Raw genomic sequence first — 13,004 nt, 5'->3', positions numbered from 1 at the left:
AGCGAAGATCATCTCAATTTTCTGGACGACACAATGACAGACCGTACCTGCCTTTCCATCGTGCTAGCTGCTGGCGAAGGCACACGCATGAAATCCAGCCTGCCCAAAGTGTTGCATCAGGTGGCGGGATTGCCGCTGGTTTCGCACGTGGTCAAGGCCGTTCAGGGCACCGGCAAAAGCGATGTTGCGCTGGTCGTGGGGCGCGGCGCCGACGAAGTGCGCGCGGCGGTGGAAAAGAATGCAGGGCCTGTCTCGGCCTTCGAGCAGAAGGAACGTCTCGGTACAGCGCATGCAGTTCTGGCCGCGCGCGAGGCAATCGAACGCGGTTATGATGATCTGCTTATCGTTTTTGGTGATACGCCGCTGATCGAGGCACAATCCCTGCAAAAGGCCCGCGAGCGGCTGGCCGGAGGCGCAGACGTTGTCGTTATCGGTTTCCGCCCGGAGAATCCGCACGGCTATGGCCGTCTGATCGAAGAGGGCGACAAGCTTGTCGCCATCGTTGAAGAAAAGGAAGCAAGCGAAGCGCAGAAGCAGATCGGTTTCTGCAATGGCGGGCTGATGGCTGTCCGTGGCCAACATGCTCTGGCGCTTCTGGATGCCGTCGATAATAACAACGCCAAGGGCGAATATTATCTGACCGATATTGTCGCCATCGCCCATGGCAGGGACATGAATGTGACGGCCATCGAAGTGCCGGTCGATAATGTCATCGGCATCAACAATCGTGTCGAACTGGCTGAAGCCGAAGCCATCTGGCAGGATCGCAAGCGCCGCGAGATGATGCTGGCAGGCGTGACGCTTATTGCGCCCGGAACCGTGTTCTTCTCGCATGACACGCTGATCGAGGCCGACGTTATTGTTGAGCCGAATGTATTCTTCGGCCCGCATGTGCATGTTGCGTCGGGAGCCTTGATACATTCCTTCTCGCATCTGGAAGGTGCGGAGGTCGGTCCCAAGGCAGAGATCGGGCCGTTTGCCCGCCTGCGCCCCGGTGCAAATCTGGGAGAAAAGACCAAGGTCGGCAATTTCTGCGAAGTGAAGAATGCCACCTTGCATAAAGGCGCGAAAATCAATCACCTGACCTATATCGGCGACGCGATAGTCGGCGCATCGAGCAATATCGGCGCGGGCACCATCACCTGCAATTACGACGGGTACAACAAGTACAAGACGGTGATCGGCGAAAACGCGTTCGTCGGCTCGAACAGTTCTCTGGTTGCGCCGGTAGAAATCGGCGACAATGCCTATATCGCATCGGGCAGCACGATTACCGACAATGTTCCTGCCGATGCGCTGGCCTTCGGTCGTGCCCGGCAGGAAACGAAGGAAGGCCGGGGGAAAATCCTGCGAGAGAAGTATGCCGCCATCAAAGCGGCTAAAACCGCGGCGAAATAAATCGTCCAATAGCTTAAGTGAGCGGCAATCCATTGGGTTGCCGTTCTGCGTTAGAATCTTTAAACCGCGAAACATTACGTCTCGACGTCGGATCTGGAGCAGCCCATGTGTGGAATTATCGGCATTATCGGAAATAACGAAGTCGCTCCGCTTCTCGTGGATGCACTGAAGCGGCTTGAATATCGCGGCTACGATTCTGCCGGTATCGCCACCTTGCAGAACGGCAAGCTCGATCGCCGCCGTGCCGAAGGCAAGCTGGTCAATCTGGAGAAGCGACTGGCTGGAGAACCGCTTCCTGGTGTCATCGGTATTGGCCATACCCGCTGGGCGACGCACGGCAAGCCTGTGGAGCGTAACGCCCATCCGCACATCACCGAGCGCCTTGCGGTTGTTCATAACGGCATCATCGAGAATTTCGCCGAACTTCGCGCCATGCTTGAGGCGGAAGGCTACAAGTTCCAGACCGAAACCGACACTGAAGCTGTCGCGCATCTTGTGACCCGCGAACTGGCAAAGGGCAAGTCTCCGGTCGAGGCTGTCCGCGACAGCCTGCCGATGCTGCATGGCGCTTTCGCGCTTGCTTTCCTGTTCGAGGGCGACGAAGAGCTTTTGATCGGCGCTCGCCAGGGGCCGCCGCTTGCCGTCGGTTATGGCGAAGGTGAAATGTTCCTCGGTTCGGATGCCATCGCCCTTTCGCCTTTCACGGATACCATCGCCTATCTCGAAGATGGCGATTGGGCCGTTCTGACGCGCAAGGGTGTGACCGTTTACGACGAGAACAACAGCGAAGTCGAGCGGCCGATCCAGAAGACGCAGACGGCTAACATGCTTGTCTCCAAGGGCAATCATCGTCACTTCATGCAGAAAGAGATGTTCGAGCAGCCGGAAGTGATCTCTCACACGCTGGCGAACTATCTCGACTTCACCACCGGCAAGGTGCGTCAGGAAGCAATCGGCATCGATTTCAGCAAGATCGACCGCCTGACGATATCTGCCTGCGGCACGGCTTATTATGCTGCGTCCGTCGGCAAATACTGGTTCGAGCAGATTGCGCGCCTGCCGGTCGATAGCGATATCGCGTCTGAATTCCGTTATCGCGAAATGCCGCTTTCGAAAGATTCGCTGGCGATGTTCGTATCGCAGTCCGGCGAAACGGCTGATACGCTGGCATCGCTGCGCTACTGCAAATCGCAGGGGCTGAAAATCGCCGCTGTCGTCAACGTGACGGGCTCGACCATTGCGCGTGAATCCGATGCCGTTTTCCCGACGCTTGCCGGGCCGGAAATCGGGGTTGCCTCGACCAAGGCCTTTACCTGCCAGCTCTCGGCCATGGCCTCGCTTGTTATCGCGGCTGCGAAATCGCGTGGCGCAATCGATGACAAGCGCGAACAGGAACTGGTGCGCCAGCTTTCCGAAGCGCCGCGTTTCATCAATCAGGTTCTGAAGCTGGAAGACCAGATCGCCGCAGTCTGCCATGAACTGGCCAAGGTCAATCATGTGCTTTATCTCGGTCGCGGCACTTCCTTCCCGCTTGCCATGGAAGGCGCGCTGAAGCTCAAGGAAATTTCCTATATCCACGCCGAAGGCTACGCCGCCGGTGAGTTGAAGCACGGCCCAATTGCGCTGATCGATGAAACCATGCCGGTAATCGTCATCGCGCCGTCGGATCGCCTTTTTGAGAAGACCGTTTCCAACATGCAGGAAGTGGCGGCGCGCGGGGGTCGGATCATTCTTATCACCGACAAAAAAGGCGCAGAAGCTGCCAGCATCGACACGATGGCAACCATCGTTCTGCCGGACGTTCCGGAATTCATCACTCCGCTTGTCTATGCGCTGCCGATCCAGATGCTGGCCTATCACACCGCTGTTCTGATGGGCACCGATGTCGACCAGCCGCGCAATCTGGCGAAGTCGGTGACTGTCGAGTAATCGGGAAAAGCAGCTGTTACGGCTTTTATAAAGCGTTGAAGGTGATTTCACTCCCCAATGCCTCATCCTGAGGAGGTGCGCAGCACCGTCTCGAAGGGTGAGGCATCGCTTCGCTCCGCACCTCAGGCTAAGGGGCGAGATTATTATCCCGCCCGCAGGAGCCTGATCGCTTCGTCACGCCCAAAGAGATAGAGCAATATCCGCAGCGCCTGTCCGCGTTCGGATTCCAGGTCTGGATCGCTCGTCAGAATGTAACGCGCGTCCTTGCGGGCGATTTCCAGAAGATCGCCATGCGCTTCGATGGAAGCCAGGCGGAAACCCGGCGTTCCGGACTGCCGCGTGCCAAGCAGTTCACCTTCGCCACGCAGTTTCAAGTCTTCCTCGGCGATGCGAAAACCGTCTTCCGTCTCACGCATCACTTTCAGCCGGGCTTGCGCGATTTCACCGAGCGGCCCCTTGTAAAGCAGCAGGCAGGTCGAAGGTTTGTCGCCGCGCCCCACACGCCCGCGCAGCTGATGCAATTGCGACAGACCGAACCGTTCTGCATGCTCGATGACGATGATCGTGGCATCGGGCACATCCACGCCGACTTCGATCACTGTGGTGGCAACCAGAACACGGGTTTCGCCCTGTTTGAACGCCCGCATGGCCTCGTCTTTTTCAGCACCGTTCATGCGGCCATGGATAAGGCCGATGCGGTCTCCAAAGACGGGTTTGAGGCTTTCAAAGCGTTCTTCCGCTGATGTCAGTTCAACGACTTCGGATTCTTCGACCAGCGGGCAGATCCAGTAGATTTTCTGTCCTTCTCCGACAGCCTTTCGGATGCGCTCGACAAGTTCGCCCATGCGCTCCATCGGCACGATAGCCGTTGTGATCGGCTGGCGTCCGGCTGGCTTCTCGGTCAGTTTCGAAACGTCCATATCGCCAAAGGCGGTAAGCACAAGGGTGCGCGGAATGGGGGTCGCTGTCATGACCAGCATATCCGGTGCCGAACCCTTGGCCGTCAGCATCAGGCGCTGATGCACGCCGAAGCGATGCTGTTCATCAATGATGACCAGGACGAGGTCGTGGTACTCGACCTTTTCCTGAAAAAGCGCGTGCGTGCCGATCACAATATCGATCTCGCCGCTTTTCAATCCTTCAAGCACTGCATTCCGGTCGCGTCCTTTTTCACGGCCGGTCAGGAGCGCGGCCTTCAATCCCGCTTTCTCCGCAAGCGGCGCAATAGTCGCAAAATGCTGGCGGGCGAGAACTTCCGTTGGCGCCATCAGCGCGGATTGACCACCGGATTCAGCGGCATGCGCCATGGAAAGCAGCCCCACCACCGTCTTGCCCGAGCCGACATCACCCTGCAAAAGCCGCAACATGCGTTCAGGCGATTTGAGGTCTGTGATGATCTCGCGAACGGCCTGATCCTGCCCCTTCGTCAAGCGATAGGGCAGGTGGCGCATGATTTCGGCGACGATGCGTCCTGTTCCTTCCAATGGGCGACCGGAAAGACGTCGGGTCTTGGCGCGAACAAGGGCGAGCGCCAGTTGTCCGGCGAGAAACTCGTCATAGGCGAGCCTGCGTCGCGAAATACTTTCAAGCCCAATATCGGAGGGGTCTTCCGGCAGATGAAGCGTATTGAGCGATTGCTGGAAACTGGTAAAGCGCTCCCGCGCCAGCAGGGGAGCGTCGACCCATTCCGGCATTGTTGGAACACGGCTCAAAGCTTCCTTGACGGCGCGCGCCAGCGTCTTCGGCGACAGGCCAGCCGTCAGCGGGTAAACCGGCTCGACCATCGGCAAATTGGCCGCATCTTCCAGGCTCGCAATGTAGTCCGGATGGACCATGGAGGCGCGGCCGTTGAACCATTCCACCTTCCCAGACACGATGACGGTCTCGCCTTCGGGCAGCATTTTTTGCAACCATGGCAATTGTGCATGGAAGAAGGTCAGCGCGATTTCGCCGGTATCGTCATGCGCGAAGACGCGATGCGGAACATTGCCGCGTCCGGGCGGCGCTGGCTGGTGCTGGTCTACCGTTACTTCCAGCGTGACGATTGCGCCTTCAGGCGCGTTAACGATGCCGGGGCGGTTGCGCCGGTCGATCACGCTATGCGGCGCCAGAAACAGAAGCTGGCCGACTTTCGGCTCCGCGCCCGGTATGTCGGTGCCGAGCAGTTTGCCAAGCAGGGCGGCGACCTTCGGGCCAATGCCTGAAAGCGAACGAACGGAGGCGAAAAATGGGTCGAGAACGGATGGACGCATGGCGGGAGCATTAACTGCTTCTGGCTGCCGTGCAAGGGCGGCGTGCAATCTTTCTGTGCTCTTTTTGTTCCTGTTGGATAAACGGGTTCCCGTTTGCGGCGCAGATGCTATATACCAGCAGCAATTTGGAACTGACTGGAGCTTACCAAGGATGACTGGCAGCACATTGGCGACGGAAAATCTGGATGTACGGCGCCGCAAGCTTCTGTTTCGCGCGTGGCATCGCGGTATGCGCGAGATGGATCTGATCCTTGGACAATATGCGGACGCGTATATTGTGGGCTTCACCGATCCGCAGCTTGATGAGTTCGAGCATATTCTCGAAGTGCTCGACCGCGATCTTCTCAAATGGGTGACGGGCGAGAGCCCGATCCCCGCAGACTACGACACGCCGCTGTTTCGCGATATTGTCGCTTTCCGCGACCGCATAGAATTCTGAGTTCAAGGTTCCCATGCCCGTTTTCAGCAAACTAGGTCTCAAGTCCTCCAGCGCATCCGGGGCAAATCGTCATATCGTGATCGACGGCGTCGCCGACGGTTATGAGGCGTTCTGTCTTATCCGTCTGGTGGAAGAGATCGGCGAACGCGGGCCGATCATGTATATCGTGCGCGACGGGCAGCGCATTGCGGATCTGGAACAGGTCTTGAGTTTCGTGGCGCCGGACATGCCGGTACTGCATCTGCCTGCATGGGATTGCCTGCCTTATGATCGCGTGTCGCCGGGAGCGGACGCCGCCGCGCGCAGGCTCACAGCGCTTGGCGCCCTGGCCGCGCTCAGGAAAGCGCCGCATCCGGCAATCATTCTGACCACAGCCAATGCCGTGCTGCAAAAACTGCCGCCACAGGCTGCAATTGCCGAGCAGGTGATTTCTGCGCGCCCCGGCAACCAGCTGGACATGAACGATCTGGCATCCCGGTTGGAGCGCAACGGCTTCGAGCGCGTTTCCACCGTGCGCGACATCGGCGAATTTGCGGTGCGTGGCGGTATTCTCGATCTTTATGCGCCGGGCGCGGAAGAGCCGCTCAGGCTCGATTTCTTCGGGGATACGCTGGAGACGATTCGCGCTTTCGATCCGGCCTCGCAGCGCACCACCGGCACGCGGAAGGAATTCGTGCTTCAGCCGATGAGCGAAATTACGCTCTCGCCTGACATGATCAGCCGTTTCCGCAAGAATTACGTCGCGATGTTCGGTGCGCCGCAGCGCGATGACGCGCTCTATCAGGCTATCAGCGAAGGCCGCCGCTTTGCCGGGATGGAACACTGGCTGCCGCTGTTCTATGACAGGCTCGACACCGTATTCGATCATGCGGACGATATGCCGGTGGTCTTCGATCATCTTGTCCATGAGGCGCTGACCGAACGCCACACCATGGTTGTCGATCATTACGAGGCGCGGCTGAGGCAGGCTGAAGGCAAGGAACCGGGCAGTGACGCCGTGCCTTACAAGCCGGTGAAGCCGGAAACGCTTTATCTCACGCCATCAGAGGTCGAGAAGCACGCGGAAGCCGGGGGCATGCGCATCGACCTGACGCCGTTCGGTGCGCCGGAAGTTACGGGTCGGACGATTGTTCATGCCGATGTGCATAAGGGCCGCAGCTTTGCCGAGGAGCGCGCCGCCACCGATGTGAACCTGTTCGAGGCGGTGGTGAAGCATATTGCCGAACTGCGGGCGTCGGGCAAGAAGGTGCTGGTTGCTGCCTGGACCGAAGGCTCGCTCGACCGTCTTTTGCAGGTGCTCGACGAACATGGGCTGGAAAAGATCGAATCCGTCGACAGGCTTTCTACCGTCAAGGCGCTGTCCCGCGACAAGGTGACGGCGGCGGTGCTGGCCGTCGAGAGCGGCTTCGATGCGGGCGATCTCGTCATCGTGGCCGAGCAGGATATTCTGGGCGACCGCCTCATCCGCCGCTCCAAGCGCCGCAAGCGGGATCAGGACTTTATCTCGGAGGTTGCCTCACTCAGCGCTGGCGACATTGTCGTCCACGTCGATCACGGTATCGGTCGCTTCATTGGCCTCAAGACGATCACGGCGGCAGGTGCGCCGCATGACTGCCTTGAAATCCATTATGCAGGCGACGACCGGCTGTTCCTGCCGGTTGAAAATATCGAGCTTCTGTCGCGCTATGGTTCGGAAGGCTCGGATGCGGTTCTCGACAAACTTGGCGGCGGCGCATGGCAGATGCGCAAGGCGAAGCTCAAGAAACGCCTGCTTGAGATTGCCGGTCAGCTGATCCAGATCGCTGCCGAACGCCAGATGCGCGGCGCGCCGGTCATGACGCCGCCCGATGGTCTCTATGCGGAGTTTGCAGCTCGCTTTCCGTATGATGAGACCGACGATCAGTTGACGGCCATTGAATCCGTCGCGGACGATCTGGCTGCTGGCAAGCCGATGGATCGCCTGATTTGCGGCGATGTCGGTTTCGGCAAGACAGAAGTGGCGCTGCGCGCTGCCTTCATTGCGGCGATGAGCGGCGTTCAGGTTGCGGTCGTCGTGCCGACGACGCTTCTGTCTCGCCAGCATTTCAAGACCTTCTCGAAACGTTTCCACGGTCTGCCCATCAACGTCGCGCATGCATCGCGGCTCGTGGGGACGAAGGAGCTTGCGGCTGCCAAGAAGGGGCTGGAGGATGGAACCGTCGATATCGTCGTCGGCACCCATGCGCTGCTCGGCAACTCCATCAAGTTCAAGAATCTCGGACTGCTCATCATCGACGAGGAGCAGCATTTCGGCGTCAAGCACAAGGAACGGCTGAAAGAGCTGAAGTCGGATGTGCATGTGCTGACATTGTCCGCCACGCCGATCCCGCGCACCTTGCAGCTTGCGCTGACCGGGGTGCGCGAACTCTCGCTCATCACCACGCCGCCGGTCGATCGCATGGCAGTCCGCACCTTCGTGTCGCCGTTCGATCCGCTCGTCATTCGCGAAACGCTGTTGCGCGAACGCTATCGCGGCGGCCAGAGCTTCTATGTCTGCCCGCGTATTTCCGATCTTGGCGAGATCGAAGAATTCCTGAAAACCCATGTGCCTGAGCTAAAAGTCGCCGTAGCCCACGGCCAGATGGCGCCGGGCGTGCTGGATGACATCATGAACGCCTTCTATGACGGCCAATATGATGTGCTTCTGTCCACGACCATCGTGGAATCCGGCCTCGATATTCCGACGGCCAACACGATGATCGTGCATCGCGCCGATATGTTCGGCTTGGCGCAGCTCTACCAGTTGCGGGGTCGTGTCGGTCGCTCCAAGCAACGCGCCTTCGCGCTGTTCACGCTCCCTGCGGGCAAGATGCTGACGCAGATGGCGGAACGCCGCCTCAAGGTTCTGCAGTCGCTCGACACGCTGGGCGCGGGCTTCCAGCTTGCAAGCCACGACATGGATATTCGCGGGGCAGGCAATCTGCTCGGCGAGGAACAATCCGGCCATATCAAGGAAGTCGGTTTCGAGCTCTACCAGCAAATGCTGGAAGAAGCCGTGGCGACACTCAAGGGCACAATCGAGGTTGAAGACAGCCAGTGGTCGCCGCAGATCGCGATCGGCACGGCGGTAATGATTCCGGAAGCCTATGTGCCCGATTTTCAGCTCCGCCTCGGCCTTTATCGTCGCCTTGCCGATCTGGAAGAGCCGCAGGATATCGATGCCTTTGGTGCGGAACTTATCGACCGTTTTGGCCCGATGCCGGAAGAAGTGCAGCATCTGCTCAAGATCGTTTACATCAAGGCGCTCTGCCGCCGTGCGAATGTCGAGAAGCTCGACGCCGGTCCGAAGGGCGTGGTCATCCAGTTCCGCAATGCCACTTTTGCAAATCCCGTCGGGCTTGTGAAAATGATCGGGGAACAGGGTTCTATGGCCAAGATCAGGCCAGATCAGAGCATTGTTTTCATCCGCGACTGGGCAACACCGGAGAAGCGCCTCAACGGCTCGGCAGTCATCATGACTCAGCTCGCAAAAATTGCTACAGGCGGCTGAGGCACACGGGGATAAAAATTGAGGGTTCGGAGCCGCCTGTTGGTCCCGAGATTTTAGAACGGAGAGAACTTTGATGCTAAAGAATGCTTTGCGCATTTTCTGCACTGCGGGTGCACTTGTGTTGGCTTCTCAATCGGCTTTTGCTCTGACCACACTCAACTGCAAGGTTGAAGGTATCGAGAATTTTGTCACGCGTTTCAGCCATAACATTGCGATTCAGGAAGCTCAGACCGCCAAGACAGTCATCTTTGAAGGCCTCGACATGGAAGCTGACCCGGAGCCAAAAAAGACAAGCAAGGAAGTTCCACTCGCTGACGTTGAATGGCCTGTGATGCCAGATATGGCGACGCTGGAACGTCAGAAGCTGCAGGCCGAATACAAAGATGCTGCCAATGGCAATAAGATCGTTGTCATCAAGGGCACGGACGGTGGCGAATATATGGAATATGAATTTGCCAAGCAGCCATGCTGGACTCTGGTTCGCGTGTCCGATCAGAGCATGTAGGCATTCAATTATTCAAAGAAAAAGCCCGCGCGTCCAGATGGAGCGCGGGCTATTTTATAGCTTTTCTTTCAGCGATCCTCGGCAATACCCGGTTCAAAACCTTCCGCCGTCTGGCGGATGGCGTCGGCAAGAACATCGGCCGTCTGTGCGCCCATGACGGCGTATTTCTGGTCGATGATGAAACAGGGCACGCCGCGCACACCAATGCGGCTGGCCGTATCTATCTCCTCGCGAATTGTCGCCTTGTCGGCATCGCTTTGGAGAAGCCGGGCGACTACTGCCGCGTCCATGCCGACGCTTGCCGCCGCATCAACCAGCACTTCATGGTCGCCAATATCCTGTCCCTGCTCGAAATAGAGCGAAAACAACAGGCCGACCATCCGATCCTGCGTATCGGGTGCAGCCTGTGCCGCCCAATGGATGACGCGATGTGCGTCGAGCGTATTCGGCGCGCGGGCGATGGCGTCGAAATCGAAGACGATGCCGTTTTCCTCGCCAAGCTCGGTCAACTGTTTGTGGATGTCATCGATCTTTCCGCCTGTGCCGAATTTCTCCCGCATATAGGCCTGGCGATCCTTGCCTTGTGGCGGCAGGGTAGGGTCCAACTGGAAGGGACGCCAGCGCACTTCCGCCTCCACATCCGGCACCATGGCAAGAGCCGCCTCGAGGCGCTTGCGCCCCAGAAAGCACCATGGGCAGACGACGTCCGAGACCACATCGATAGTTATCTTTCTGGCGGCCATGGTTCAATCTCCGTGCAGGAACCGGAGGCTCGGCCTCCCGTTGAATACTCATCATATATTGGGTGGATGTAGGGCGAATTACACTGACGTTAAAGCCCGGTCATTGTTTTGCGCGCCACCATGTCGGCAGTTGATAACCGTAGAGCGAAGTCTTCTGCGGATGTTCGATGCGGTCCCACCGGGCCACCCATTGATAGGGCAGGTAGTAGAGCGGAACGTAATAGTCGCCGGAGATAAGCACACGATCAAGCGCGCGGACCGCACTGACGAAATCTGCACGGGTCCTTGCGGCCAGAAGCGCTTCGATCATCGCATCGACCGCCGGATCGGCAACACCGGGATAGTTGAAGCTTCCCTGCACATCCCGCGAGGCCGCACCCCAGCGCATCCATTGTTCATTGCCGGGCGAAAGCGAACCGGTCAGCGCGCCGAGGATCATGTCGTAGTCGAACGTTTGCAGGCGTTGCTGATACTGGGCATCATCTGCGGTGCGGATTTCTGCCGTAATGCCGAGTCGCGCGAGATTGCGCTTGTAAGCAAGCGCGACCTTTTCTTCGTCGGGCGAGCGCGTCATGATTTCGAACGTGAGCGGTTTGCCCGAAGGATCGACCGCAAGACCGTGTTCAAACTGGAAGCCTGCCTCCGTCAGCAGATCATAGGCCTTCTTTGCAGGCGTGCGATCATGGCCGCTGCCGTCCGTTACCGGCGGATGCCATGTGCCATTCATGACATCCTCGCGAACAGCGTCGGGGAAAGGCGCAAGCAATTGCTTCTCGCGGTCGTCTGCAGGTTTGCCCACCGAAGAAAGCTCCGATCCTTCCCAGTAACTCTGCGTGCGCCGGTACTGATCGGCAAAGAGATTGCGGTTGGCCCATTCAAAGTCGAACAGCAGCCCCAGCGCCTGCCGGATGCGCCGATCGGCGAAGATCGGGCGGCGCGTATTGAACACGAATCCCAGCAGATTGGCTGGCGTGCCTTTTTCAAAGTTGTCCTTGATAACCCGTCCCTGTTTGACCGCCGGGAAATCATAGAGCTTTTGCCAGCGGGTCGGGTTTGCTTCGATAAAGACGTCGAGCAACCCCTTCTTGAAGGACTCGAAAAGGGAAGTTTCGTTGCGATAATATTCGACTGTCAAAGTGTCGAAATTGTTGAGGCCGCGCTGGGAGGGTAAATCCTTGCCCCAATAATCAGGGTTGCGCTTGTAGACGATCCGCTGGCCGGGCTGCACGCCGGAAACAAGGTACGGGCCGCTGCCAACAGGTGGTTTAAGGGACGAATTGCCAAAAGTTTCGCGATCGATGGCGTGCCTTGGCAGCACGGGCATAACGGACGCGATAAGCATGGGAAACTCACGGTCCGACTTGTCGTTGAAGGTGAAGCGAACGGAGCGTTCGCCCGTCTTCTCGATCTTTTCGACACGGCTCATCCGGTTATTGTAGGGAGGGCGTCCCTTTTCCGTCAGGATGTCGTAGGTGAAGAGCACATCGTCCACCGTCACCGGTTGGCCGTCAGACCATCTCGCTTTCGGGTTCAACGTGAACTCGACCCATTTGCGATCCGGATCGGTAGAGACTTTCTCCGCAAGGAGAGGATAGAGCGTAAAAGGTTCGTTTCGCGAACGCTGCATCAATGGTTCGAAAACCAGATTTCCCAGATCGCTGTCAAGAAACAGGCCGCGCGCCGTTGTACGCATGCTTTTCAGCACAAATGGATTGAGACTGTCGAAAGTGCCGACAACGCCCATTGTGAGCGCGCCGCCCTTCGGTGCGTCGGCATTTGCGTAAGGAAAATGGGTGAAGTCGGCTGGTAGCGCCACGTCTCCATGCATGGAGAGCGCGTAGTCCGGCTGGGTTTCCGCTACCGCCTGCACCGGCATTGCGGCGACAACCGCTCCGGTAAAGCTCGCAAGAACCGCTTTGCGGAGATAGGCAATCAATCCGTTCAACTTCAATCGTCCATTGTAAACAAGTTTGATGGTCGCCGCCGGGAAGCGCCGATTCGGAACCGAAAACTAGCATGATCGTACATTAAGTGCGGAATTAGGGCGTGTCCGCCGCGTGACAGTAGGAGCTAAAACAAAGATTTTGGCGGATTCCGAGCATGGAATGTCGAAACTCATCTGGATTCATGCCCCTAGTCGTTGTAACACGGCTCCGGATTGGGCCCGGATAGGGCCTGAATGGGGGCTAAAACCCTCAAGGTCACGCTG

Annotated in this window: 8 protein-coding genes; 5 read left to right on the top strand and 3 right to left on the bottom strand. The window is 58.2% G+C overall.

Annotated elements, in window-relative coordinates:
• Positions 1 to 33 precede the first annotated feature (33 nt).
• Together glmU and glmS are read left to right on the top strand one after the other, a co-directional pair.
• Positions 34 to 1,398 carry a bifunctional UDP-N-acetylglucosamine diphosphorylase/glucosamine-1-phosphate N-acetyltransferase GlmU gene (glmU, locus tag ACOWVS_RS08090; protein ID WP_031346386.1) on the top strand — a complete coding sequence of 455 codons (1,365 nt, stop codon included), beginning with the start codon at positions 34 to 36 and terminating at the stop codon, positions 1,396 to 1,398.
• Positions 1,399 to 1,503: 105 nt separating this feature from the next.
• On the top strand, positions 1,504 to 3,327 hold the full coding sequence (glmS, locus tag ACOWVS_RS08085) for a glutamine--fructose-6-phosphate transaminase (isomerizing) (RefSeq protein ID WP_006468912.1): 1,824 nt from the start codon (positions 1,504 to 1,506) through the stop codon (positions 3,325 to 3,327).
• Positions 3,328 to 3,470: 143 nt separating this feature from the next.
• Here glmS and recG read toward each other — a convergent pair whose 3' ends face one another.
• Positions 3,471 to 5,579 (bottom strand): ATP-dependent DNA helicase RecG, encoded by a 2,109-nt coding sequence (gene recG, locus ACOWVS_RS08080; protein ID WP_006471375.1) that lies wholly within the window; start codon positions 5,577 to 5,579, stop codon positions 3,471 to 3,473.
• Positions 5,580 to 5,730: 151 nt separating this feature from the next.
• Here recG and ACOWVS_RS08075 point away from each other — a divergent pair, with 151 nt between their 5' ends.
• The 3 genes from ACOWVS_RS08075 (at position 5,731) to ACOWVS_RS08065 (ending at position 10,052) form a co-directional block, all read left to right on the top strand.
• The gene (locus tag ACOWVS_RS08075; RefSeq protein ID WP_006471374.1) at positions 5,731 to 6,018 is read left to right on the top strand and encodes a succinate dehydrogenase assembly factor 2; all 288 of its coding nucleotides are present in this window, start codon (positions 5,731 to 5,733) and stop codon (positions 6,016 to 6,018) included.
• Positions 6,019 to 6,031: 13 nt separating this feature from the next.
• A complete protein-coding gene (mfd, locus tag ACOWVS_RS08070; protein ID WP_075041900.1) occupies positions 6,032 to 9,547 on the top strand; it encodes a transcription-repair coupling factor in 3,516 nt (1,171 codons plus the stop codon).
• Positions 9,548 to 9,620: 73 nt separating this feature from the next.
• Positions 9,621 to 10,052: a hypothetical protein gene (locus ACOWVS_RS08065; RefSeq protein ID WP_006471373.1), complete on the top strand. Its 432-nt coding sequence runs from the start codon at positions 9,621 to 9,623 to the stop codon at positions 10,050 to 10,052.
• 68 nt (positions 10,053 to 10,120) lie between these two features.
• Here ACOWVS_RS08065 and ACOWVS_RS08060 read toward each other — a convergent pair whose 3' ends face one another.
• Positions 10,121 to 10,795, bottom strand: coding sequence for a DsbA family oxidoreductase (locus tag ACOWVS_RS08060; protein ID WP_006471372.1), 675 nt, complete (start codon positions 10,793 to 10,795; stop codon positions 10,121 to 10,123).
• Positions 10,796 to 10,895: 100 nt separating this feature from the next.
• Entirely contained in the window at positions 10,896 to 12,746 is a 1,851-nt protein-coding gene (locus ACOWVS_RS08055; RefSeq protein ID WP_006468908.1) for an extracellular solute-binding protein, read from the bottom strand.
• Positions 12,747 to 13,004 lie beyond the last annotated feature (258 nt).

Source organism: Brucella sp. IR068 (genome assembly GCF_049065885.1).
GTDB lineage: Bacteria > Pseudomonadota > Alphaproteobacteria > Rhizobiales > Rhizobiaceae > Brucella > Brucella intermedia.
This window is presented reverse-complemented; position numbering and strand designations above follow the sequence as displayed.